The 22,250-nt window shown below is 60.7% G+C and carries 21 protein-coding genes and 1 pseudogene; 12 read left to right on the top strand and 10 right to left on the bottom strand.

All coding sequences use genetic code 11. From position 1 onward, the window contains the following. The first annotated feature begins 389 nt into the window (after positions 1–389). Complete coding sequence (locus ACEN9J_RS37780) at positions 390–722, top strand: hypothetical protein (RefSeq protein WP_261217573.1); 333 nt, start codon at positions 390–392, stop codon at positions 720–722. Between the two features lie 369 nt (positions 723–1,091). Here ACEN9J_RS37780 and ACEN9J_RS37775 read toward each other — a convergent pair whose 3' ends face one another. Beyond that, on the bottom strand, positions 1,092–1,403 hold the full coding sequence (locus ACEN9J_RS37775) for a hypothetical protein (protein ID WP_261217571.1): 312 nt from the start codon (positions 1,401–1,403) through the stop codon (positions 1,092–1,094). Here ACEN9J_RS37775 and ACEN9J_RS37770 point away from each other — a divergent pair. From ACEN9J_RS37770 to ACEN9J_RS37745, 6 genes and pseudogenes are all read left to right on the top strand, one after another. After that, the gene (locus ACEN9J_RS37770) at positions 1,402–1,617 is read left to right on the top strand and encodes a hypothetical protein (RefSeq protein ID WP_261217568.1); all 216 of its coding nucleotides are present in this window, start codon (positions 1,402–1,404) and stop codon (positions 1,615–1,617) included. The two genes, ACEN9J_RS37775 and ACEN9J_RS37770, sit on opposite strands and share 2 nt — an antisense overlap. 407 nt (positions 1,618–2,024) lie before the next feature. Continuing rightward, on the top strand, positions 2,025–2,291 hold the full coding sequence (locus ACEN9J_RS37765) for a hypothetical protein (RefSeq protein WP_261217566.1): 267 nt from the start codon (positions 2,025–2,027) through the stop codon (positions 2,289–2,291). 230 nt (positions 2,292–2,521) lie between these two features. Then, positions 2,522–2,944: a hypothetical protein gene (locus ACEN9J_RS37760; RefSeq protein ID WP_261217565.1), complete on the top strand. Its 423-nt coding sequence runs from the start codon at positions 2,522–2,524 to the stop codon at positions 2,942–2,944. A gap of 291 nt (positions 2,945–3,235) precedes the next feature. Continuing rightward, positions 3,236–3,688 carry a MarR family winged helix-turn-helix transcriptional regulator gene (locus tag ACEN9J_RS37755; protein ID WP_409976602.1) on the top strand — a complete coding sequence of 151 codons (453 nt, stop codon included), beginning with the start codon at positions 3,236–3,238 and terminating at the stop codon, positions 3,686–3,688. A 12-nt stretch (positions 3,689–3,700) separates the two neighbouring features. Beyond that, complete coding sequence (locus ACEN9J_RS37750; protein ID WP_413764943.1) at positions 3,701–4,255, top strand: isochorismatase family protein; 555 nt, start codon at positions 3,701–3,703, stop codon at positions 4,253–4,255. A 41-nt stretch (positions 4,256–4,296) separates the two neighbouring features. Further along, a pseudogene (locus tag ACEN9J_RS37745) lies at positions 4,297–5,497 on the top strand (MFS transporter). 207 nt (positions 5,498–5,704) lie between these two features. Here the strand turns inward: ACEN9J_RS37745 and ACEN9J_RS37740 are convergent. The 3 genes from ACEN9J_RS37740 to ACEN9J_RS37730 form a co-directional block, all read right to left on the bottom strand. After that, positions 5,705–6,493 carry a transglutaminase family protein gene (locus tag ACEN9J_RS37740; RefSeq protein ID WP_261217560.1) on the bottom strand — a complete coding sequence of 263 codons (789 nt, stop codon included), beginning with the start codon at positions 6,491–6,493 and terminating at the stop codon, positions 5,705–5,707. A gap of 517 nt (positions 6,494–7,010) precedes the next feature. Beyond that, complete coding sequence (locus ACEN9J_RS37735) at positions 7,011–7,676, bottom strand: ChrR family anti-sigma-E factor (RefSeq protein ID WP_082322163.1); 666 nt, start codon at positions 7,674–7,676, stop codon at positions 7,011–7,013. Then, complete coding sequence (locus ACEN9J_RS37730; protein ID WP_082322164.1) at positions 7,673–8,332, bottom strand: sigma-70 family RNA polymerase sigma factor; 660 nt, start codon at positions 8,330–8,332, stop codon at positions 7,673–7,675. The genes ACEN9J_RS37735 and ACEN9J_RS37730 overlap by 4 nt, the downstream gene beginning before the upstream one ends. 339 nt (positions 8,333–8,671) lie before the next feature. On the opposite strand from ACEN9J_RS37730, the gene ACEN9J_RS37725 reads away from it, so the two are divergent. Further along, a complete protein-coding gene (locus tag ACEN9J_RS37725; protein ID WP_413764942.1) occupies positions 8,672–10,204 on the top strand; it encodes a diguanylate cyclase in 1,533 nt (510 codons plus the stop codon). Positions 10,205–10,453: 249 nt separating this feature from the next. Here the strand turns inward: ACEN9J_RS37725 and ACEN9J_RS37720 are convergent, their stop codons facing one another. Further along, positions 10,454–11,041 (bottom strand): lipocalin family protein, encoded by a 588-nt coding sequence (locus ACEN9J_RS37720; RefSeq protein WP_413764941.1) that lies wholly within the window; start codon positions 11,039–11,041, stop codon positions 10,454–10,456. Between the two features lie 486 nt (positions 11,042–11,527). On the opposite strand from ACEN9J_RS37720, the gene ACEN9J_RS37715 reads away from it, so the two are divergent. Further along, complete coding sequence (locus tag ACEN9J_RS37715; RefSeq protein WP_057598578.1) at positions 11,528–11,830, top strand: putative quinol monooxygenase; 303 nt, start codon at positions 11,528–11,530, stop codon at positions 11,828–11,830. A gap of 675 nt (positions 11,831–12,505) precedes the next feature. Here ACEN9J_RS37715 and ACEN9J_RS37710 read toward each other — a convergent pair. The 4 genes from ACEN9J_RS37710 to ACEN9J_RS37695 form a co-directional block, all read right to left on the bottom strand. Next, positions 12,506–12,778 (bottom strand): hypothetical protein, encoded by a 273-nt coding sequence (locus ACEN9J_RS37710; RefSeq protein ID WP_296724095.1) that lies wholly within the window; start codon positions 12,776–12,778, stop codon positions 12,506–12,508. Positions 12,779–13,379: 601 nt separating this feature from the next. Then, positions 13,380–14,057, bottom strand: a complete 678-nt coding sequence (locus ACEN9J_RS37705) for an SGNH/GDSL hydrolase family protein (protein WP_296724100.1) — start codon at positions 14,055–14,057, stop codon at positions 13,380–13,382. Positions 14,058–14,114: 57 nt separating this feature from the next. Further along, on the bottom strand, positions 14,115–15,077 hold the full coding sequence (locus ACEN9J_RS37700; RefSeq protein WP_261217549.1) for a bifunctional enoyl-CoA hydratase/phosphate acetyltransferase: 963 nt from the start codon (positions 15,075–15,077) through the stop codon (positions 14,115–14,117). A gap of 34 nt (positions 15,078–15,111) precedes the next feature. Continuing rightward, the gene (locus tag ACEN9J_RS37695; protein ID WP_284454567.1) at positions 15,112–16,791 is read right to left on the bottom strand and encodes a Na/Pi cotransporter family protein; all 1,680 of its coding nucleotides are present in this window, start codon (positions 16,789–16,791) and stop codon (positions 15,112–15,114) included. Positions 16,792–16,965: 174 nt separating this feature from the next. On the opposite strand from ACEN9J_RS37695, the gene ACEN9J_RS37690 reads away from it, so the two are divergent. The 3 genes from ACEN9J_RS37690 to ACEN9J_RS37680 all read left to right on the top strand — a co-directional run bounded on the left by ACEN9J_RS37690 (position 16,966) and on the right by ACEN9J_RS37680 (position 21,460). Further along, positions 16,966–17,640 carry a LysR family transcriptional regulator gene (locus ACEN9J_RS37690; RefSeq protein ID WP_413764940.1) on the top strand — a complete coding sequence of 225 codons (675 nt, stop codon included), beginning with the start codon at positions 16,966–16,968 and terminating at the stop codon, positions 17,638–17,640. Positions 17,641–18,707: 1,067 nt separating this feature from the next. Beyond that, on the top strand, positions 18,708–20,216 hold the full coding sequence (locus tag ACEN9J_RS37685) for an L-lactate permease (protein ID WP_413764939.1): 1,509 nt from the start codon (positions 18,708–18,710) through the stop codon (positions 20,214–20,216). Positions 20,217–20,287: 71 nt separating this feature from the next. Then, complete coding sequence (locus tag ACEN9J_RS37680) at positions 20,288–21,460, top strand: alpha-D-ribose 1-methylphosphonate 5-triphosphate diphosphatase (protein ID WP_413764938.1); 1,173 nt, start codon at positions 20,288–20,290, stop codon at positions 21,458–21,460. Between the two features lie 7 nt (positions 21,461–21,467). Here ACEN9J_RS37680 and ACEN9J_RS37675 read toward each other — a convergent pair whose 3' ends face one another. Continuing rightward, positions 21,468–22,229, bottom strand: a complete 762-nt coding sequence (locus ACEN9J_RS37675) for a glucose 1-dehydrogenase (RefSeq protein ID WP_284454563.1) — start codon at positions 22,227–22,229, stop codon at positions 21,468–21,470. Positions 22,230–22,250 lie beyond the last annotated feature (21 nt).

Here is a 22,250-nt window from a genome sequence, read left to right as displayed (position 1 = left end):
ACAAGATCTCATCGAGGCGTTCCTCTCGCCTCCGGCTGGGAGCGCCAGGTTGCAGCAAGCTTGCAGTAGGCGCTCGGTCGCCGCCAGCTTCTGTTCACGTTCTCGGCGTCACCCGCGTTCCTCTTGCTCTTCGCGTTCCCGCGTCCTCGCGCCGCCGCGCCTTCGACGTGCAAAGAATCAAAGCTGTCTGACATGGCGTAAAGCGCGGGAACCCTACATTTCTGACGCCACGGCTGCGTCGTGGCACCTTGCTGTAAACCTCAGCCCGGCCCAGTGCCGGGCTCTTTTTTGGGGATCGCTGTGACAAGTCGAACGTCTCTTGAAATCTTGCCGAGTGGGACCTAGATTGATCACCGTCGAAGTTTTGGTCAACTGAAAAGGAGGTTTCCATGACCATGAACTTGTTGCGGCAGATCGCGACGTCCCGCCTGCCGGTCTCGTTCTATCGACCCGAAGATATCGACCAAGTCCGCATCCTCAGAGCAGCGGGGCTGGTTGTGGCGCTGGTTCCGGCGCCAACCAATCCGCTCACGCTGGCGGGCGACGGCTTGGCTGCTCAGGTGCTCGCAGTCACGCAAAAGGGGCGTGAAGAGCTCGCCAAATTCGACTACCCGCAGTCGCCGTCGCGGCCGCCGCTGTGGCGCCAACGAATGTCACGCATCGTCACGCGGCGTCGCAGATCACCGTCTTCCGACTCACCCACCTCTGCACGAATGCAGTAGCACAAGAAAAGATGGGTCCGCTCGAGCGCGCGCTGCTTTGATCATTCACGGCAGCGCGTGCCGTCTCGACGGCCGAGCTTGTAGCTTCGCCGTGTTTGTCGGGTTCTTGGATTTCGATTCGGACGTCGTGTGGCTATTCTGCCCGTGTCGCAACGATGGCCTCGGAGCCTTCAATGGACCGTAGGTCACTGCGAGCCTGCCGGCCATGCTGACCCTAGGGTTCGCCCTGCTCGGAAACATCAATCGCAGCGATGTGCCTGCAGATTCACTCTTAACTATCGGCCGCGATGTCTACCAACGGTCATTCACGCTGTTCGGGTGAGGACCTTGTGAGCACGCGCGAATGCTTCCAGCGAAAGGAAAGCGCCATCACAGCAACGAGACCTCGACGCCGTCGGCCGCCACCATCAACCCGGGAGTGTCCTCAGCGATCTCGATCGGCACTCCCATGTGGGTGAAAAAGTCGCTCTTGTTCGAGCCGCAGAGCTTCAGCACGCGCACGTATTCCGCGTGCTGTGCGCGCGTCATCAGAAATTTTTGCGGGTAAGCATTGGCGTGGGCCTTCCAATGGGCCGACAGCTTTTCGGTCATTGAGAGATAGAGAGACGGCATACGTAAAATGACATTGCTGAGGGCACAGGGATTTAGTAGATTTTCGTGCCCGTTGGAGAAGGCTGGCATGCCAATGGATTTTTTGCGTCGCATCAAGGACGCCAGGTTTCCGCTCGAGCTTCATGACGAAGCAGATATTCGAAATTCGATTGTTCTCGAAGCGGCCGAATTGATCAAAGCCCAGTTGCCGGGCGTCGGCGCCCCGCCTGCGGACGCCAGCGTCATCATTTTTCGCATCACGCCTCAAGGAAGAGCCGCCCTGTCCATGGGCAAGCCGATATAGCTTGGTCGGAGAATGCTTGGGCCCCCATCTGCTCTCGACTCGAGATCATCATGGTCGGTCGCTCCATGCGTCGTTACTCTGAGTGTCCAGCCAGCTCGAAAGGGCGCTCTTCCGCCGGTCGGATGCGAAAGGGACAGGCCTTTCTCGACGCGCAGGGGCGTAGTTCGATGCACGAGTCTGAGTGCTTGGCGAGCGCGGTTAGCGCTGCTCAGCCTTGTGCCGGCAGCAGCGTGGACGCTCGCACGTGCAGACGCTTTTCGAGGTGACACCAAAGGAAGTTTGCTGTCGTCTTTTTTCTGCAGGCTCTCATTGGCGTTCGCAGCACCCGTTCGCGTTGCTCGGTAGGTCCTCCGTGGGGAGACGCAGCGAGACAAGCCAGCAGACAAAGCATTTGCGAGAATGGATACATGCTTCTTCCTCCTCCAAACGGTACGGACCGTGTGCAGGGCCTCGCGGCGCGCCTCGGGTGCACCGTGGCCGATCACTGTGAACTCTATGGGCAATTCAAGCCCGCTCTTCTGGGCAGCTTCTCAGGGCTCGCGCTGACGCTCAAGGAATTTGGGGGGCGTTGGGACAAGGTGGAACGTGTGTACGTTTTCGCCAGTTGGCCCATGCTTGAGGCCGCTTTGGAATACTGCATCAGGCACAAGGAAGAAGCCCGCCCTTCGATTTGAATGCTGCGGCCTGAAACGGCGCGGTCGATTGTCGAGCGCGCCGCGGCGGTCTTCTTTTTTGCGTCCCAGCTCGATGTCAGCCGTCGCCGCGACGCCGAGGAAGCACTCGCACAAGCGCACAAGATGGAGGCTCTCGGGCAACTCACAGGCGGTATCTCGCACGACTTCAGTAACCTGCTTCAGGTGATGTCAGGTCATCTGGACATACGGAGGTGAAGTTGGAAAGGGGCATGCTCGAAGAGGGCACCGTTCGTCGAGGGGTTGAGAGCCTGCGTTCGACAATCTTTAAAGCATCAACGCTGACCCAGCAGCTGCTTGCTTTCTCGAGGTGCCAAAGACTGCGCGGCCGAGTGGTAGGGATCAACGCGGTGGCACAAGGAATGTCCGAGTTGGCCGCGCGCACTCTCGGTGATTTGATCTATGTCGAATTCGACCTGGCGCCCAACGCGGGGAATTTGGAGATCGACGTGACGCAACTTGAGGTGGCCAGCTTGAATGTTTTGGTCAACTCACGCGATGCAATGCCCGGCGGAGGGTCGATCAAGCTGCGTACGCACCCGTTGAGGTTGCGCTTGGCAGTCCGACGGCGCTCGAGGGACTGGCGCCAGGCCCGTATGCTGCTGTCTGCATCTCCGATTCCGGCCTGGGAATAGATTTGGCAATCCCGCCTCGGGTGATGGCCCCCTTTTTTACGACAAAAGACGAGGGGAAGGGGACAGGCCCTGATTTGAGGAACTGCGGCGCACCCGCGCCGCGCCGATGCACCAGTCAGAGAACGCTTTTCGGGTGCTGACCGCGTCACTGAAGCCCCCGATGTCGGGCTTGAGCTTGGCAGGCTTGTCGAGTTGAACAGCGGTCCTTCACCTTAATGTTCCTCATCAAAGGCTAAGAAATCTATGAAGGAAAACTTTGTAGTTTGACTTTGTATCGGCTAGCATGGCTTGATGAATGAGCCGGTAAGCGCCCCTCACGATCTACGCGCGCACACTCTCGCTGCGGAACTGCGCATGCTGGTGGCCAAGCTCAACCGGCGACTGCGCGAGCAGTCGCATGCCGGCGATCTCACGGGCTCCCAGAAGACCGTGCTCCTGCATCTCGAGCGCGAAGGTCCGGCCACGGTGACGACGCTGGCGCGCACGGTGGGGGTGCGTCCTCAATCTATGGGCGCGACCGTGGCCGCGCTGCAAGGGGCCGGACTTGTCAGCGGTGCGCCCGACCCGGCCGATGGACGCCAGACCATCTGGTCGGTCACGCCGGTCTTTCGCCAATGGATCAAGGACGCCCGCGCCGCGCGCGAGGACTGGCTGTTCCAGGTGATCCAGACCAGGCTCGCCCCGCGCGAGCAGGAAGCGCTCGCGGCATCCATCGAACTCTTCAAACGCCTCGCCGAAGATTGAAAGCGACCCACCATGCCCGTCACCACCCTCGATCCCCAAACCGCCCTCATCGTCATCGACCTGCAAAAGGGCATCCTCGCGCTGCCCGTCGCGCATGCCACCGGCGAGATCGTGCAGCGCGCCAGCGCCCTGGCGTCTGCCTTCCGCCAACGTGCCCTGCCCGTGGTGCTCGTCAACGTGGCAGGCGGTGCCAAGGGCCGCACCCAGCAGCAGCGCCCCGGCGGCGAACTGCCCGCCGACTGGGCCGAGTTGGCCGCTGAACTCGATCGCCAGCCCGGGGATCACCTGGTCACCAAGCACACGTGGGGTGCCTTCACGAATACCGGGCTCGAATCGCACCTGAAGGCGCTGGGCGTCACGCAGGTCGTGATCGTCGGCATTGCCACCAGCATCGGCGTGGAGTCGACTGCACGCCAGGCCTACGAACTGGGTTTGAACGTCACGCTCGGCATCGATGCCATGACCGACATGAACGCCGATGCTCACGCCAACAGCATCGCCCGCATCTTTCCGCGCCTGGGCGAAACCTGCACCACGCAGGAAATCATCGACCTGCTTGCTCGGTGAGCAGCAGCACTTTCCGTTCGCTCCGGGGCTACAACTAACGCGTGTGGGCCGGTGGCGCGGCGGTGTCCAACGTGGGCACCTGGATGCAGCGCACCGCGCAGGACTGGATCGTGCTCACGCAGCTCACGCGCCACAACGCCGCCGCGGTCGGCATCGTGATGGCGCTGCAGTTCGGCCCGCAATTGCTGTTGCTGCCGCTCACCGGCTGGGCGGCCGACCATCTCGACCGGCGCAAGCTGCTGATGGTCACGCAGGCCACCATGGGTGCGTTGGCGCTCGGATTGGGTCTGCTGACACTCACCGGCCTCGTGCAGCTGTGGCATGTGTACGTGTTCGCGCTGCTGCTGGGGTGCGTGGCCGCCTTCGATGCGCCGGCGCGCCAGACTTTCGTGTCGGAACTGGTCACCGAGATCGATCTGCAAAATGCGGTGGCGCTGAACTCCACGTCGTTCAATGCCGCGCGCATGATCGGCCCGGCGGTCGCAGGCGTGCTCATTGCCGCGGTCGGCACGGGCTGGGTCTTCGTGATCAACGCGGCGTCGTACGTGGCCGTCATCGGCGCGATGAGGATGCTGCGCGTGCACGAGCTCCATCTGCGCCAGCGCGCGGTGCGCACCCGTGGCAGTTTTCTCGAGGGCTTTCGCTACGTTTGGCGGCGCCCCGACCTGAAGACCGTGCTGTTCATGCTTTTTTTCGATCGGCACCTTCGGCTTGAACTTCCCGATCTTCATTTCCACGATGTCGGTCACCGTCTTTCATGCGGGCGCTCACCAGTACGGCCTGCTGTCTTCGATCATGGCGATCGGCTCCGTCGTGGGCGCACTGCTGGCCGCGCGGCGCGACAAGCCGCGCATGGGCGTGCTCGTGGTGGGTGCTTCCGTTTTCGGCGCGGGCTGCGCGCTGGCCGCGCTGATGCCCGGCTACTGGCTCTTCGGCATGACGCTGATCGTGGTGGGTGTGGCCGCGCAAACCTTCACCACCACGGTCAACAGTTGGGTGCAGCTGTCGACCGAGCCCGCCATGCGCGGGCGCGTGCTGGCGATCCTGCTGGCGATCCTGCTCGGTTGCACGCCGATGGGTGCGCCCCTGGTCGGCTGGGTGGCCGACGCGTTCGGGGCGCGTTGGGCGATGGGAGTGGCGGCGCTGTCGGGGCTGGCCGCGGCTATCGTCGGGTGGCGCTACCTGTCGCTGTACCACCGGTCCTCGCAGGTGGGTGCTTCCCAGGAAAACTCCGAGCCATAGGACAAGTGGAAGCAATGCTGCGCCGCCGTCAGGGCGGAGCTTGTGGCGCGGGTGCTTCGCGTGGTCGCCCGATGGCGACCCACGCAGGTTGGCTGAGGTGCGGCGAGCCGGTGTCCTGTCAACCTCCGGCCTGCATAACAACTGGTCTGCGAAGTGTCGGCTGCTTCAGCATGTGTTGCACACCTTGGTAAGAAAAGCGCGCTGTTGCTAGCTCGACAACGCCGCGGTAGAAGTATTTGCTTTCAGTTCGTCGACTGAGATTGCCATCTCGGTGACTTCAAGCGGCCCATAGTTCGAGAGGAACGCAACATCAGCCGCATCGCGCCCATAGGCCAAGACGATTCGACCGCCTTGCGGTTCTGCCTGCGTCGCGTCGAAGGTATACCACCGCCCGCCGACGAAAGCCTCGAACCAGGCGTGCATGTCCATGGGCTCGAGTTGGTACAAGTAACCGACCACCATGCGGGCGGGGATGCGCAGGGCACGGCACATGCCGATAGCCACGTGTGAGAAGTCACGACACACGCCTGCGCCATCAGAAAGGGTGTCGAGCGCATCCGTGGATCCATCGCTCACGCCATACCTGTACTCAAGGTGTTCGTGGATCCAGCGTCGAATGACTTCGACTTGGGCATAGCCCGATTTGGTGTCCCCGACGATCTGGAGCGCACGGTCCTCCATCTTGTCAGAAGGGCAGTAGCGGCTTTGAAGCAAGTATTGCAGCGTGTCCGAGGGCAGGTCGCGGACCGCTACTGCTTCTGCATCGGGCGCGACGGCGATCGCAGCCTCGGCTTCCATGATCATCTCAACCTCGATGCGCATCTCGCCTTTTGGCACGGTGAGGCGCTGACACAGGTTGCCAAACACGTCGACGTATTCCGTGGTTGTCACCCACGGCTGAAGTTCGTAGCGCTCACTGACCATCCACTGCGCATCGCCACTGCGGGGGCGAAGCATCGCGACGACAGGGCAGTCACTACTTGCTTGCACTCTCATCTTGCATGTGGCGTGAAGTCGCATAGTTCTTTCTCAGTGGAGAGTGGATTTGAAAGTTGGGCGCGCGGGAATCAGCCCTGGTTGTAGCCTTTGCAGGGTGCTGCTTCTGTCAGCGAAGATCGAGTTTTCACCAGCGTTTTGATTCGCAAAAGCTTGGGCATCTAGTTCATCCGCCATGCGCGCGGTTATTAACCTACGCATTGCCAGAGCAAAACTCGTGCCCTGCCAGGTGAAGCCGTCGCGCGATGGATCGCTAGAGGCCGATGTGATGTCGGCCGCTGAAGCCTGGAGATCCCTCTCGCACGAGACGATGAGGAGGCGAGTATGCGAGATAGACACGCACCGCACCGGTCACTGATGGGGGCGTCGGAAAATCTCCCCCGTGATCTACTGCGCTGGCTTGCTTCAAGCTGTCGAGGCTGTCGCCAGAACAAGAGGTCGTTTGTACTTTGGGAAATCAATGCAAAGGAGAAAGCAAAAATTTGAAATCCATTTGCCCTCCCACTATTGCCGAAACTTACATCCCGATCAGGCTGGCCATTGCGCGTGCAATCGGACTATCAAATCGCATCTTGCCTTCGACTGCGGCGAAGCAGATGCAGTCGGTCCCGGGTGCGACGGTTGGACAATGATGGATGCTGTGATCTGCGGCATCAAAGTCACCGGTGCCAAATACCTCACGTCCGTCTGCAAAAGCGCCGTGAAGCACCTGGGTTAGCTCGGTGCCATTGTGGGTATGAAAAGGTAAGCTGCGGCCCGAGCCGATGCGCAACAGGAATAGCTTTGCATCCGGATGTGAAGGAAGGCGAAGTCTGCTCCATCGCATGCCAGGAGCGAGAAATCTCCAGGGGGTTGAGGTGCAGGCCTCTAGGGCGCGAGGCCACGCCATGCCGGCAGGCAGCGAGGGCCGCTCACCTCGTTCGAAGGTGCGCGAAGATGGCGTCTTGTGAACCGACGCTGGCTGATCAATCGCCGCGAGTGTTCGTGCCAGTGCTTGCGCCGAAAGAGATGCAGGCGGCAGGTCCTCAACTATGACCCCGCCGACTGCTTCGAAGAGTCCAAGGCGCTCCTGGCATTGAGCGCAGGTCTCGATGTGAGTGCGCACTACGAGCGTTGCGCCGATGGAGAGCGTTCCCGCGGCGAGTGAAAGCAAGAGGTCGTCAGCGGGATGATGGCGGATCATTGTTGCATTCCTTCAAGCAACTCGCGCAGGCGCGCAAGCGCCCTTCGAATGCGCGACTTCACAGTGCCTAACGGAAGCCCAAGCTCTTGCGCGATCTCTGGATGGGGGTGATCTTTGAAAAATGACAGGCTCAGCAGATGCTTCTGCTCTGGAGAAAGCTGCGACATAGCCAGTCGAATGCGTACTGCATTCTCTCCAGTCCACACACCTTCTTCCAGGGCCGGACCAGGGTCAACCAACTGCGTCGCCAGATCCTCTTCGTCTGGCACCAAGGGGACGCTGTCGCGCCGTAATGAATCCACCCGAAGATTCCTTGCGATCGCGAAGATCCATGTGGACAATGCCGCTCGCTTCGGGTCGAAGAGCTTGGCCTTTCGCCAAAGGCTCACCATCGTTTCCTGCGCCAACTCCTCGGCGGACGTCTCCGAAGAGCCACAGAGCATCATGTAAGCCTTGACCCTAGGGGCAAAATGCTTAAAGAGAGCGGCAAACGCCTGTCGGCTATTGGTCGCCGCTACCGCCTCCACCCACTCATTGAGTTGTTCGCTGGTTGGCACGGTACCTCGTCGTTGCACCTTGGTTACGACAGACAGCCAAGGCAGCTTGGACACGCCCGTGTCGGGTTCGGGCACTACGACTTCTTGAACGGCGCTCATGCCTCATATACGCCCCTTAAGCCTACTTGGATCACAAGTGAGCCATGACGGCAGGCGGAAATTGTAACAACCGAGCTGCGCAAGCCATTTTCCGGAGAGGCTGACCGCGCTCGAACTTCCGGTGGCCGTCGTTTGCGCTTGTGCGCGCACCATCAACGGCGCGGCAGCCGCGCCTTTGTGGCGGTGCGCTGGACGCGTGCCGCGCCCTGACATGAAAACCGGCCGGGTGTCGCCAGGCCGAAGCTGCTTGAAACGCCGTTGCGCCGAGGTTGAGTGTCGCTGGGAATCTGGGAAGATTTGGCGTCGCGGCCCTGGCGGCCCTCTGCTTGGAATCCCTCAATGTCGTCTCTTCAAGCCCCTCCTGATGCACTGCTGCAGGCGTTGTTGGTTCATGGCGGATGCGCCGTGTGCTGTTACGACGCTCAGAATCGCATCACCGGTTGGAACGCTCTCTATACGGAGTTCTTTCCGGAAGTCGCTTCCTGGATCCGGGTGGGAACGACGTTCGAGGAAACGTTGAAGGCGTTTCTGCGGCTACAGCATCCGGCGTCGACGCCGGAGCAGATGGTTGAGGCGACGGAAAATGGTATGTCGAGGCACCTGAACGAACAGGGACCGATCCAGTATCAGCGGGCCGACGGCCGATGGCTCGAGCTTCGCATGTTCTTGCTGCCGGAAGGTGGGCGCTTCAAGTTATGGAGAGACATCAGTACCCAAATCGCACCCGGCACGGACAGCGAACTTTTGCATCGACTTATTGCGGCGGTGAACGTGGGCATCACGGTCCATGATGCCGATGGAAGTCTGCGCTACGTGAATACGAGATTTTTCTCGGAACACTTTCTCAGTCTAATTCGGGGTGTTCCAGCAATTGAACGAAGAGTTACCCAAGCGAGCTACTGGAAGAAGTTTCACGAGATATTCGAGCGCGACGCTGAGTTCGAAAAGTTGTGCCTGAGCGAAGTTGAAGGGCCGCTGCATCACCCGGTGACACTTCAGGCGCGGTCAGGTCGCTTCTATCGTATCCAAGAACAATGGTGGGAAGATGAACTGGTCAGCATCTGGACTGATGTGACCGACGTGATTTCTCGGAAGAGAGCGCTGCAGCAGGCGCACTCAGAGCTTTCGGCGCTAAATCGCCAGTTGGTCGAGCTGTCGGAAACGGATTCGCTGACAGGTTTGGCCAATAGAAGACGATTTGGAGTACAGCTTGAACGTGCTCAGCAAGCAGTCGTTGAAGGTGCGCAAGCGGCTGTCGCAATATTCGACCTTGACTTCTTCAAGGCCGTCAACGATCGCTATGGGCATGATGCAGGAGATGTCGTATTGGTCGAAGCCGCAAAAATGCTCCAGGTTCATCAAGGTGACGACATCTGTGTTGCCAGACTTGGTGGAGAGGAGTTCGGAATGGTGTTTCGCGGCATGGAGGTTGCCAAGGTGCTAGCGGTTTGCGAGGAATTGCGTCGCGCGTTCTCTCAAGGCCATTTTAGGATCGGAGCGCAGCGTTTGCGTGTCACCGTCTCGGTTGGGGTTGCTCCATTGACCGAATACCGGAATCAGTCAGTTTCTTTGAAAAAAGCAGATGACTCGCTATGGAAAGCAAAGTCGGCCGGTCGCGACTGTGTCATGTTTGAGTTGAGCTGGCCCTATGTCCGTGACGGAGTCGACGATCTCCAAGTTGTCACGGATATCCGGGCCGACGATGAGCCTCTCAGTCCGGAAGCCTTGCGTGACAAGTATGCTCTGCCGGTCAATCAGCATCCTGTATTCACTCGGCCGCATTGGCAAGAAGCCGTACGGCGCAGAGAAACCGTAGACGACTATTGGGGATGGGTCAGCTACAAGATTGAAGCGCGAAGCCAAGACCAGTGAGCAGCGTCCATCGGTGCCACGTTGTCGGTAGGATTGGACGACGCGATTTGTCGATCCTCCTTCGGGCGCTTTGACTGGATGAAGGTGGTCGCATCGACTGGACGATTAGATGACTCTGAAATCCACGGGCTAAACATCGGCCGTTGGCTGAAGCTGCCCATTCGTCGAGCTGGCAAGTCCAGTCGGTGAGTGCAGTTTTGGCTTCGTGGCGCGAGCTGAGATTGTTGCTGGCAGGGAACTCCTGAGGCGCTACGGCCGCGCAACCGCTGAAGGCGTCTCCGGCCAGCGCTGCGGCACACGGCGGAGGCTGTCCACCGAATAGCCGAGTTCCTTCAGACGCGCCACCGCATTCTGGTAGGACGTCTCGGAGATTTGCGGCGTGCGCGCCATGATCCAAGCGTAGTCGCGGTCGCTGCGACCTATGATGGTCAGCTGGTAATCGCTGTCGATGTCGACGATCACGTATTCGGCCTTGATCGGCCAGACGAACTGCATGCCCCAAACCGCATTGTTGGTCCCGGGCACTACAGTGGCAATCGGGTTCATCGTCTTGAGCTCGCCGTCAAAGGCGCCTTCACGATAGCGGAACCGAGTGGCGATTCTGCCGTCGGGCTGCAGCGTATACGACTCGACCGCGTTGAATGCGTTGCGCTCGGGACGCGTAGGGATGTTGCCGATGACATACCAGTCGCCAACGAAGCGGTGCAGGTCGACCTGCGGCACCGGCCGGATCTTGACATTCGGTGAGACAGCACAGCTGGCGACGAATAGCGTCGCGCATAAGGCTGCAACAAGCAGTACGGTCGGCTTGACCAGCCGCGGAGAGAGGTGCTGCATAGGGGCGGGTCCGGAAGTTTGGTGCAAAGTACGGGTCGGTGCGCGCTGGATACGTCGGACGGCGCCCCGCGGCTTTGCAAGCCCGCTCAGCGCATTGGCCTGGTACGCTCCATCAACCTGGGGCGAATCCCGTGTCCTGCCCTGCCGAGGTCGTCGGGAGGGGTAGCCTTCCAGAAGATGAGGCCATTGCCAGAACCTGTCTAGGGGGTAAGGCGGCTCGCGCTGGAGGGCTTACGCATGGCTATCGATTAGCTCGACGATAAGGCGCTTGACCTGCGCACGTCCCCATCAGCCCCGCTAGTAACGACGCATCGGCTGTCCGCGTGAATCATCACTTTATGCGACCCCAGTGGGTGTCAGCTCCGGCTCTCGATGCCGTGAAGCTGACATGGAAGAAAGGTTGTTCGCGACATGGTCAATCAAATGGCGCAGACTGCTCTGCCCAACGCGCCCACACCAGTCGCGTTTAACGAAAGAAAGCCTCTTATGGTCACAGTCGCGTTATTCGTTCGCCTGGAAGCGAAGCCCGGGAAGGAGAAAGACGTCGAAGATTTTCTTCTGAGCGGTCTTCCCCTCGTCATGCAAGAGCCTGCCACTACCGCTTGGTTTGGCATTCGCCTGGGGCCAACAACCTTCGGAATCTTCGACGCCTTTCCGGACGAAGCAGGCCGCCAAGCCCATCTTTCTGGCAAGGTTGCGGCGGCTTTGATGGCACAGGCAGGTGAGCTGTTTTCCGAACCGCCGTCCATTCAGAGAGTTGACGTGCTCGCGGCAAAGTTACCCGGCTGAATATCTCTCCCGGAAATCGATGGTCGAGAGACCTTCGCCGCGCACTACACGCTGAAGCCGTCGTGCATAGGAATGTTGATGCGCAGGCGTATTGGCGAACAAGTGGCCGTGGTGGGCGTTTCCGCCTCCCAGTGCGCGGACTACGTGCGCACGCAGTCGCTGTGCGCCGGAGCGTAGCTACACCGACTTTATGCACAGTGTGACAGCGCATCGATGCGGCTCATCGCAGGACGCCCATGGTGGCGGCAAGGAGAAGTCACGATCAGGCTATTCTCTACGGCAAGTTGCGGAATTTTGGGTTACAAGCGATCGCTGCATGATCGATCCGCCACGGCGGGCTCTTATGGCGAAGGTAGAGGCGTAAGCCCATCCCGTTGGGGATCGCGAAGGAAGGTGCCGGCAGTCATGTTCGCTGCAGGCCAGTAAGCTCCATGCCGACGCCAAACGCAAAAATCGACAGGGTGCAGCGGTTGTCCGATGAAAAAGCGTCTGAGCCAACGCACACCTGAGGAATGGCTGCAACCGCTGGACGAGACTTTGCTCCGTCCAGGGCTCTTGGTGCGGCCGAGCGATTTCGCTCCCGCTGCGGTCGCATGCGATTCTTCCATGAGAGGCGTCAGCCGTCCCTCCGCTGAGCGGAAAGCCTGAGGACGGGTCACCAGATGCCCGCTTGCTCTACAGCTCCGAGACGAGACGTACTTCCTGCGCCGGGTCCTTATGAAGTATCAGCGCCCAAGTCAACTCGAACCGTTGTAGTGCTTTCTCATGGAGCGAGCTCGCTTCGAGTTGTGCTTGCGAAAACTGTCGCTGCTGCACGAACTCGTCAGCGAGAAGGGTTGGATGCGGATGCGCCTTGATCAGAGCGCGTAGAGCGGCGGTCAGCGCGATCTCCGTTCCAAGAACGCTGGCCGCTGACGCGTTTTCTGTTGCCTCATCCGGTGTGGCCATTGTGTGCCTGCCTTGCGGGTTCCGTGTTGAGGAACTCCGACTTTACTGCAAGAGGGGGCCCACGTTCCGAACACGCCAGGGCCCGGCCCATCTTCTTTCGTCTGAGCTGACGAAGATACTCGGGTCTGTGGTACCCCTCGCGCAGTGGTGCCGAAGGCGAGACCGCCACATGCGAGATGAGCTGCCGATCTTGCACGGCGCCCGTCGACATGAATTTCATGCTGCGCCTGCCCTTGTTGCTCGTGATTTGTGATGCGGCGAGGGCAGCCGTGAGGGCTGTGCGACATCCCGTGTCGCCCGTGACCCGCGACCTTCGTATGCGAACGCCGAAGCTGCAGGGAAATGTCAAGAGCTGCGCGATCGAACTCTCTCTAGGCTGTCCTCGTTTCGCCGGCTCTTGAATGCTCGTGTTTCGGCGCTCTGGACTTCCACACCCCCTCTTTTGACCGCATCACGCGGTGATGGGCGAGTCCTTTTGAAGGATCGGCTTGCAAGGTCGAGCTGAGCCTTGCCGTTGCGGTGGTTCGATTCGCATCCGACTGCGACTCATGCTTTCAGGAAAGTTGTAGCGCCGCACGGACTGGCTGGCAAGGGCAACTCCTCATCTCGCGCACGCGGAGCCAGATATGTCCTTTGCTTGAACGATCAGCTCACGCACGACCGACGCGGCCGCCTTTCCGACGACGTCATGTTGGTCGGCACCAAGATGGATTCCGTCGATTTCGCTGCGGCCCGTGATGGGGTTCAGGTCGAAGAAGTGAACAGATTTCGTCGCCGCCATCTCCGCCAACGCCGCGGCGAACCCTTTGCTTCGCTCGACCGCACCTTCAAACTTCTTCTCGTTGCCGCCCTTTGGCTGAATGATCTCCGGCGGCGCGACGACCAGGATGCGAGGCCGGGGCATGCCGGGCTCCACCGGGGCTTGGCGTACGGTCTCAACCAGCTTTCCGACGCCGGAGGCGGCTGCCCAGGCCTTGATGCCGAACGGGGCCTGGAAGTCGTTGGTTCCCAATTGAATGATCACCAACTCCAGTGGCGAGCACATCTCGATCACCTCGCCGAGACCTGACGCGCCATTTCGGCCCGGACGAAATGGATCGTCCCAGATTGTTTTTCGGCCGGGAAGGCAGTTCTCCACGATGCGAATCTCCCGCAAACCGGCGCTGTGAAGTGCGGCTTCCAGAACACCCGGCCACCGTTGGTCGAAGGCGTAACGTTCGCGGGTGCCGGGGACCATGCCCCAACTTATGCTGTCCCCGTACACAAGGATTTGCTTCATGGTCTGACCGTCTTTGTCAAAGCGGGTGTTGCCTCACGAGCATGGGCGCCCAGCTCATCAGGGTGTGCATTCGTCTCGCAGCAGCACGCTTGCCAGCGCCGCCGAGTACACCTTGGATTCGAGACTGTCCGTGCGGCTGGTGAGGACTACAGGCCTTTTCGTTCCCAGCACGACACCGGCACACGACGCGCCAGCCATGTAAACGAGGGACTTGTAGAGGGCATTGCCAGCTTCGAGGTTCGGCATCAGCAGAATGTCTGCTCTGCCGGCGACGGATGAGTCGATGCCCTTGGCGGTCGCAGATGCCGTGGACACCGCGTTGTCGAAGGCAAGCGGACCATCCACAGCCGCATCGAAGATCTGACCGCGTTGCGCCATCTTCGCAATGGCTGCGGCATCGAGCGTGCTCGGGGCACCCTGTAAGACCGATTCGGTGAAGGAGATGACGGCAGCTCTTGGCCGGACGATGCCGAGCGCTCTTGCCAAATAAATGGCATGTTCAAGAATTTCCACCTTCTCGCCCAACGTCGGTGCCACGTTCACGACGCAGTCGGAGATGATCAGCGGCGATGGGCGGCCCGGCACTTGAAGCACAAAGGCATGAGAAATGCGCCGCTGCGTGCGCAGCCCGTCGTTGCGCGCGACCACCGCGCGCATCAGTTCGTCGGTATGGAGTGAGCCCTTCATCAACATGTCGAGGCTTCCTGCGGCTGCAAGCTTGCAAGCTTTCTGAGCAGCCGACGCAGCGCCGGCGCCGGTGTCGATCAATTCAAATCGCTGCAGATCGATGCCTTCGCGCGCCCCGAGCTCAAGCAGACGATCGCGCGGGCCGAACAAGCTCACGTCGGCGATGTTTTCTTCGGCCAGCCGAGAGCCTGTCTCAAGCGCGGCTGTGTCGCAGGGAAACACCATGGCGATCTTCCGCCGGCCGCTCTGACGCGCGGTCGCGAGCAGGTCGTCGAGAAAGGTGCTGCTGCTTTGCCCGACGACGCAGGTAGGCGATGAATTGGGGGTGGTCATAGAGTGCGACGTTGAAGATGGCCGGGAGTGCCGGTCAGGCGGCGGGTTCCTGTGCGGAGGTCGCCGGCACTGCGCTCGAATGACGCAGCCGTGTCTTTGTCAACGCGCCGGCTGTCTCGAGGATCGGATACGCGATGGAGCAGATGAGGGAGTTGATGCGCTTGAGATCGCTGATGAGATCGAGGTGCAGTGAGCTCGTTTCGATGCTTTGGCTCGTCTGCATCTGGAGACGTGCAAGATGGTTGGCCGCATACGCGTGTTCCAGCTCGCGGAACCGAGCCTTCTCCTCAAGCAGTGCTTTCGCATCGTGCACCTGGCCGTCCAGGAAAACGCTCATCGCCAGTCTCAGGTTGGCGATCAATCGCGAGTGCAGATCCGCGATTTCTCCCATCCCGGCATCCGAGAAGCGGCTGGCCTTGCGGATCTGCTTGTCCTCGAGGTCTTGGATCACATGCTCGACGAGGTCGCCAACCTGTTCCATGTGGATGGTGAACGAGACAATGTTCGACCAGCGGCGTCCTTCTTTCTCCGGCAACGCATCGCGAGGGATCTGTGTGAGGTAGAACTTGATCGACGAGCAGATTTCGTCGACGCGGTCGTCCATCTTGCGCAACTGCTCGGCCAGCGTGAGGTCGGCGTTGCGAAGCACCGGAAGAATGCCGGTGAGCATGGCTTCAACCAGATCCGCTTGGCGCAGGGCCTCGCGAGCCGCACAGCTGATCGCAAGGGAAGGGGTCGCCAAGGCGGCAGGATCGAGATGTTGCGGGCGAATCTCGCCGAGCGGCGCGGCAGGGGTGGGCAGCAGCGTTTCGACAACCTTCGCCATCGGTCCCGTCAGTCCGATCAGAAGCACGGCCCGCGTGAGGTTGAACCCCAGGTGAAAGGCAATCACCTGGGTATGCAAGCTCGAGAAGTTCTGTTGCAGCAGATGTTCAATCTGGGGGAGCATGACCACTGCCAGGGCGCATCCGAGCAGCTTGAACAGCAGGCTGCCGAGCGGGAGCCGCATGCGGATCGCACGTGGTCCCGAGCTGGTGAGCAGCGCCAGAATTCCGCTACCGATGTTCGCGCCTAACACGAGGCACATTGCCATTGGCATCGGCAGGACGCCCGAAGCCGTCAATGTCGCGGTCAGGAGCACAAAGGCGAGACTTGAATAGGTCGCCATCGTCAGCAGGGCGCCGACGGCGATCTCCAGAAGCACATCGTCGGGCAGCGCGAGCACCAAGCTGCGGAACGTTGCAGAGGCGAGCAGGGGCTGGGTCGCACTGACGATCAGTTGCAGCCCGAGCGTGATCAGCCCGAAGCCAATCAGCACATGGCCCACGCGGGCGCGCGGTCGCTTGTCTGAGCCGGTGACGAGCACGACCCCCGCGAGCACGAGCAGCGGTGAAAGCCAGGACAGGTCGAAGGAGAACACCACCGCCATCAGGCTGGTGCCGACCTCCGCGCCGAGCATCACGGCCAATCCAGCGGGCAGGCCGACCAGGCCGCTGCCGACGAACGATGAGACGAGTACCGCCGTGGCCGTGCTCGACTGGACGATGCCTGTCACCGTCACGCCCGCGAACATCGCCAGAAAGCGATTTCTCAGGCTGCGCGAGAGAACATCGCGCAGGTTGGCACCAAAGAGTTGAATGACGCCGGTGCGCACGATTCCCGTGCCCCACACGAGCAGAGCGATCGCAGCGAGAAGGTTCAGCAAGTGGATCATCGAGGTGACACGACGGAGGGCGTCGGGCCTGTGAGAGGCGCAGTGAAGGAGGCCGCGATTCTGGGTTTCGGGGGCTTCACGATCAATCGACCATTGCTCACATGCCGGGTGAGTTTTTATGCAGACTAACGGATGTATGCTTTTTGATCGTCCTCCTCAGTTCTGATGCATGCCATGCGAGCCCTACCTCCGCTGAATTCGATCAAGGCCTTCGACGCCGCCGCGCGCCACCTCAGCTTCACGAAGGCTGGCGATGAGCTGTGCGTGACGCATGGCGCGATCAGCCGGCAGATTCAGGTGCTCGAACAATGGCTGGGCACCGCTTTGTTCCTGCGGCTACCGCGCGGGCTGCAGCTCACGGCCGATGGCATGCGCTTTCACACCGAGGTCAATGCCATGCTGAACAGCCTGGCCTCCGTGGCTGACCAGATCCGGCGGCCGCAGACGACCCGCATCATCCGCGTGCAGTCCTTGCCGACGTTCACGATGCGTTGGCTGATACCCAGGTTGCCGGATTTTCAGAGAAGGTATCCCGATGTCGAGATCCGGCTGTCGATCGCGGCCGATGCCATGCCGCCTCGCGTCAACGACTTCGAAGTGTTCCTGACCGGCGGCCCGGAAAGTCATCATGGCTTTCGTTCTGGGCGATTCCTTGACGAGCAACGGATCGCCGTCGCGGCGCCGGAGTTGTTGCTGCGTTCACCGATCCAGCAGCCCAGTGACCTGAAGCAGCATGTGCTGCTTCACACCAGCAGCTGCAAGCTCTACCGTGCTCAACAGGTGGTATGGTCGAACCGGCGGAAGCTGACGCCTGAAACTGCCCCCTGTCCATCGGAAGACCTGCGATGATCAACATGTCGGCCGTTAATGATCGACTTCTTCTCTTCGTGATGACAATCAACGAGGCCTTCGTTATCATCTTATTCCCCACTTTCACCGTGAAGCTGCTGGCTGACCTTTTTCAAGGAACGGGAGAACCAAAGATTTGGCTTACCACGGATGAATATGTCCCCACTCGTGGATCATCGTCTTACGGTTGACCGTTCCCAACCACCGTTCTCGACTTGGGACGGGTCCAGGCGCGTTCGAAAAATACGAACTGTCTCAACCGTCGGGTCATTCGGAACGACCGAAAACTAACATCTTTCGTTTCCTTTCCGGGAAAAGGGCGAGCACTGACTTTGAATACCGTGAAGATCGTCGGTACGTTTGATGTTATTCGGCGGCCGGCTCGAGGACGCCAACGAAAACGTCCTGACGAACTACCTACAGACCTTATCTGGACGCCCGTCGAAGGCACCGACGAACCGTCATGCGGCCTTCCACTGCGACCGGAAGAGGCGGAACATCGATCGTCATTTCGTGGCAAAAAAAGCATGAAGAGGGGCACCAGTTTCGGACCGGCGGATCACCTTTGTTCGGTGAAACGACCTTACCAAGAAAAATGGTACGCTGACTTTCTGATTCTTGCCATTCCAAGCACGATGGATCAGTCCATCGATTAAAAGATGGGGCAAGCTGCTATTTTCATGCAGTCGATCCTTCAACGCCGCGAAACCCCGATTTCCCCCTGTCCATTCTTGCCCAGGCTGCAGGGCATCTCCCCCGGAGGAGAGGCAGTTGCTGGCTGTGCCCGCGCCAGCCCTCAGGCTCCATGGCTTCTCCTCGGATGTGGCTTTGTCAGGGTGCCCCGTCGAGAGGCACCCAATTCATTTTTGTTTGGTGTCTCCTCAAAGGGCTCTGCCTTCTGAAGCCGCACGGCTGCTCAGGTAGGCAAAGCAAGCTGCTGAGCCTCCGTGAGTCCGTCTTGCTGTCATTGACCTGATGCCTCCCCCCAGTCTTCTTCCTCTTCCCCTTCTCCGTGGCCGCTTTTCTGGTGCGTTGTGCTTCCTGTCCTCAGTGCCCGGCATTCTTCAATGAGCAGTCTCGCTGGCCTGGTGGATCTGACCTGCACGTGCAGATCTGACAGCTTGTTCTCATGTTTGTACTTCTGGCACCATGTGTCTCTGGCCCTCTCAGATTGCAGTGTGCCGGCGGTCCAGAAGCATGATGTGTGTGTGCCAGATGATGATGTGATCTTCCCCTTCAGCCACGTGTGTGACAGTGAGCAGGGACAATCTAGTCACAGCACTGTCATTTGGTTGCTGGACTTGACTTTCCTTTGTCAGGTTGTGCTCCTGGTGGTGGGTTTTCTCTTCGGCTCGCTCTTGGAGGCCGTGGCGGGGACTGGTACGCCCATTGCCATCACGTCCGCTTTGCTCGTCACGCTCGGCTTTCCGGTGCTCGATGCGCTGGTATTCATGCTGATCTTCGATACGGTTCCGGTCGCGTTCGGCGCCATGGGCCTGCCGATCACGGTTCTGGCTGCCGTCACCGGGCTGCCTGCCGCGGAGCTGGGTCAGATGGCAGGGCGCCAGCTCCCCTTTTTCGCTTTCCTGCTGCCCTTCTATGTGCTGACGATCTACAGCGGCGTGAAAGGCTTGCGCGCCGTTTGGCCGCTGGCGCTCGTGGCGGGGGGAAGCTTCGCGATCACCCAATTCCTTGCCGCCAACTTCTTGAGCTATGCGATCTGTGATGTGCTGGCGGCGATTGTGGCGATCGTGGTGACGATGACCTTTCTGCGGTACTGGAAGCCGGCACCCGATGCTCACTACCATGTCAACATCGACCGGGCGAGCATTGCCCGAACGAGCGTGACAGGTCGGCAAAGTTGGTATCCATGGCTGATCGTCGCAGTGATTGCCGTGGGATGGACCGTCGCGAATCTCGGAAAGATCGGGGAAGTCTCTATCCCCTGGCCCGGGCTCGACAAGGCGGTGTACATCACGGTGTACCAGAAGGCTTACCCGGCGATTTGGAGCTTCCAGCCGCTGACGACCGGTACGGCGGTGCTGGTTGCTGCGCTGGTCTCGGCTCTTGTCATGCGCTTGTCAGTCAAGGACTTCTTCGGCGCCGCGAAGGACACCTTGCGGCAAACAGCGGTGCCCGTGGCCACTGTCGCCATGATCATCGGCCTGGCCTACCTCATGAACTATTCCGGGATGACGTACAGCCTCGGCCTGGGCATCGTGGCGGTGGGTCCATGGTTCCCCTTCGTGTCTGCCTTTCTTGGGTGGATCGCGGTCTTCCTTACCGGCAGCGATACCTCTGGCAATGCCCTGTTCGGCAATATGCAGGTGGTGGCAGCGAACCAGCTGGGGCTCAGCCCCACGCTGATGGCAGCCACGAACTCGACCGGGGGCGTCTTCGGCAAGATGATCTCCCCGCAGAGCATCGCGTGCGGCGTTGCAACCACGGGGATGCATGGCAAAGAGGGGGCCATCGTCGCGCGCACGTTCAAGCACAGCATCTTCCTGACCCTTCTGCTGGGTGTGTTGGTATGGCTGCAACAAAACCATCTTCACTGGATGATCCCTGGTCACTGACTCCCCGCACGACGACGTGATGCGCTTGGTGCTGTCCCGCCTCGCTTGCGGAGCTCGGGTAGCATCGCCGCATGTTGCGCGCGACTCCTACCGATCCTCCGCTGGCTGGCATTCGAGGGGCGCGCGTGCTCACGCCTGAAGGCTTGGCGCCGGCCTCCTTCGCCGTGGACGAAACGCTGCTGCGCAGGGCCGCGTCGTCCGATGCGTTCCTGGATGCCGGCGACCTGCTCGTCCTGCCTGGCATCGTTGACATCCATGGCGATGCCTTCGAGCGGGCACTCAGGCCCCGGGGAGGAGTTCAAGTGCCGCATGTGACGGCGCTCACGGATGTCGACGCCCAGCTGTTGGCCAACGGCATCACCACGGCCTATCACGGCGTGACCATTTCGTGGGAAGGCGGGCTGCGCAGCTTGGCCGTTGCCGAGCAAATGATTCACGCCTTGCAGGAGCGCGGCGTTCGATGGGGCGCCGACCACCGATTTCACTTGCGACTGGAAGCCAGATTCGTGGAGGGGTGGGCTGCCGCAAGTCGATGGATCGAAGCTGGCCATGTTCACTTCCTGTCCATCAATGACCATTGGCCGCAGCTGGCGGCCAAGCTGGACGATCCCTTGCATCTCGCCCGGTACGCGGAGCGCGCGGAATGCGATGTGCAGACCTTTGTTCAGCGCGTAGAGGCGGCCAGTCAGGCAGTGCCCGAAGCGCCGGGGTTGGCACAGCTCGTGGCACAGGCCAGGCGAGCCGGACTGAGTGTCGCGTCGCATGACGATACGGATGCGACGCAGCGGCGGCAGCTAAGCCTCTGGGGCTGCAATGTGGCCGAGTTTCCTCTGAGCGAGGGTGCGGCGAAAGAGGCGAGGGCGTCGGGTGACCTCATCGTGTTCGGTGCGCCCAACGTGTTGCGCGGTGGCAGTCACGTGGGGGCGCCAGGAGCTGAGGACATGGTCCGCAAGGGCCTGTGCGATGTGCTGGCGTCCGACTACTACTATCCGTCGCCTTTGCTCGCTGCATTCGACCTTGCACGTCGAGAGGTGCTTTCGTTCTCCGAGGCGTGGAGCATGGTCTCGCGCCATGCCGCCACGGCGGTGGGGTTGACGGACCGGGGGCGCTTGGAGACTGGGCAGCGGGCAGACTTTCTGCTGGTGGATGACGCGGTTCCCGGGCCGCCGCGTGTTGTCGCCAGCGTGGTGGCGGGAGCGTTGCGCTTCGCGTTGCGTGCCTTCGAAAGCGGCACGCTGCGTTGAACAGCCGCTACTTGCCGCCCGTCACGTCGAGGAAGGTGCCGGTGACGAAGGAGGCTTCGGCGCTGGCCAGCCACAGGATCGCTCGCGCCACTTCTTCGGGCTGGCCGCCTCGACCCATCGGGATCGAGTCCTTGACACGATCCACTCTGCCGGGCTCGCCGCCACTGGCATGCATCTGCGTGTAGATATGACCCGGGCGAACGCAGTTGACGCGGATGCCCTCGCGAGCGACCTCCTTGGCGAACCCGGTCGTGAAGGTTTCGAGCGCGCCCTTCGATGCGGCGTAGTCGACATATTCGTTGGGGCTGCCAAGTCGCGCGGCTGCCGACGAGACATTGATCACCGATCCCCCTCGCGCGTCGTGGCGGCTTGACATGCGCTTGATCGCTTGCTGTGCGCAAAGGATCGGGCCGATGGCGTTGACCGCAAAGATGCGGTGCATCCGCTCGAAGTCGAGATCTTCCAGTCGACATTGCTTTTGCAAGATGGCGGCGTTGTTCACGAGCACATCGAGGCGTCCGAATGTCCGGTCGAGCTCCGCGAACAAACGAGCGACTTGCGCGGGATCTGCGCTATCAGCTCGCACCGCCAACCCCTGCCGGCCCGCGGCTCGTACGTCCGCGATGACGGTATCGGCAGCCGATTCGTCTGAGAGATAGCTGATCACCACGTCATAGCCTTGCGCGGCTGCGAGACGCGCTGTGGCCGCACCGACGCCGCGGCTGCCGCCTGTGATCAAGATGACGGGTGCCTGAGAAGCATTTTCCATGGGGTGAAGTTCCAGAGAGTG

Origin of the sequence: Variovorax sp. Varisp41, from assembly GCF_047325085.1 — a bacterium.
Lineage (GTDB): Bacteria > Pseudomonadota > Gammaproteobacteria > Burkholderiales > Burkholderiaceae_C > Variovorax.
The sequence above is the reverse complement of the archived record's forward strand: the minus strand, read 5'-3'. Positions and strand labels throughout refer to the sequence as shown.

Coding starts and splice junctions, on each gene's coding strand:
- ACEN9J_RS37780 (WP_261217573.1), top strand. CDS start 390: ATGACCATGAACTTGTTGCGGCAGATCGCGACGTCCCGCCTGCCGGTC.
- ACEN9J_RS37770 (WP_261217568.1), top strand. CDS start 1,402: ATGCCAATGGATTTTTTGCGTCGCATCAAGGACGCCAGGTTTCCGCTC.
- ACEN9J_RS37775 (WP_261217571.1), bottom strand. CDS start 1,403: ATGCCAGCCTTCTCCAACGGGCACGAAAATCTACTAAATCCCTGTGCC.
- ACEN9J_RS37765 (WP_261217566.1), top strand. CDS start 2,025: ATGCTTCTTCCTCCTCCAAACGGTACGGACCGTGTGCAGGGCCTCGCG.
- ACEN9J_RS37760 (WP_261217565.1), top strand. CDS start 2,522: ATGCTCGAAGAGGGCACCGTTCGTCGAGGGGTTGAGAGCCTGCGTTCG.
- ACEN9J_RS37755 (WP_409976602.1), top strand. CDS start 3,236: ATGAATGAGCCGGTAAGCGCCCCTCACGATCTACGCGCGCACACTCTC.
- ACEN9J_RS37750 (WP_413764943.1), top strand. CDS start 3,701: ATGCCCGTCACCACCCTCGATCCCCAAACCGCCCTCATCGTCATCGAC.
- ACEN9J_RS37740 (WP_261217560.1), bottom strand. CDS start 6,493: ATGAGAGTGCAAGCAAGTAGTGACTGCCCTGTCGTCGCGATGCTTCGC.
- ACEN9J_RS37735 (WP_082322163.1), bottom strand. CDS start 7,676: ATGATCCGCCATCATCCCGCTGACGACCTCTTGCTTTCACTCGCCGCG.
- ACEN9J_RS37730 (WP_082322164.1), bottom strand. CDS start 8,332: ATGAGCGCCGTTCAAGAAGTCGTAGTGCCCGAACCCGACACGGGCGTG.
- ACEN9J_RS37725 (WP_413764942.1), top strand. CDS start 8,672: ATGTCGTCTCTTCAAGCCCCTCCTGATGCACTGCTGCAGGCGTTGTTG.
- ACEN9J_RS37720 (WP_413764941.1), bottom strand. CDS start 11,041: ATGCAGCACCTCTCTCCGCGGCTGGTCAAGCCGACCGTACTGCTTGTT.
- ACEN9J_RS37715 (WP_057598578.1), top strand. CDS start 11,528: ATGGTCACAGTCGCGTTATTCGTTCGCCTGGAAGCGAAGCCCGGGAAG.
- ACEN9J_RS37710 (WP_296724095.1), bottom strand. CDS start 12,778: ATGGCCACACCGGATGAGGCAACAGAAAACGCGTCAGCGGCCAGCGTT.
- ACEN9J_RS37705 (WP_296724100.1), bottom strand. CDS start 14,057: ATGAAGCAAATCCTTGTGTACGGGGACAGCATAAGTTGGGGCATGGTC.
- ACEN9J_RS37700 (WP_261217549.1), bottom strand. CDS start 15,077: ATGACCACCCCCAATTCATCGCCTACCTGCGTCGTCGGGCAAAGCAGC.
- ACEN9J_RS37695 (WP_284454567.1), bottom strand. CDS start 16,791: ATGATCCACTTGCTGAACCTTCTCGCTGCGATCGCTCTGCTCGTGTGG.
- ACEN9J_RS37690 (WP_413764940.1), top strand. CDS start 16,966: ATGCGAGCCCTACCTCCGCTGAATTCGATCAAGGCCTTCGACGCCGCC.
- ACEN9J_RS37685 (WP_413764939.1), top strand. CDS start 18,708: ATGAGCAGTCTCGCTGGCCTGGTGGATCTGACCTGCACGTGCAGATCT.
- ACEN9J_RS37680 (WP_413764938.1), top strand. CDS start 20,288: ATGTTGCGCGCGACTCCTACCGATCCTCCGCTGGCTGGCATTCGAGGG.
- ACEN9J_RS37675 (WP_284454563.1), bottom strand. CDS start 22,229: ATGGAAAATGCTTCTCAGGCACCCGTCATCTTGATCACAGGCGGCAGC.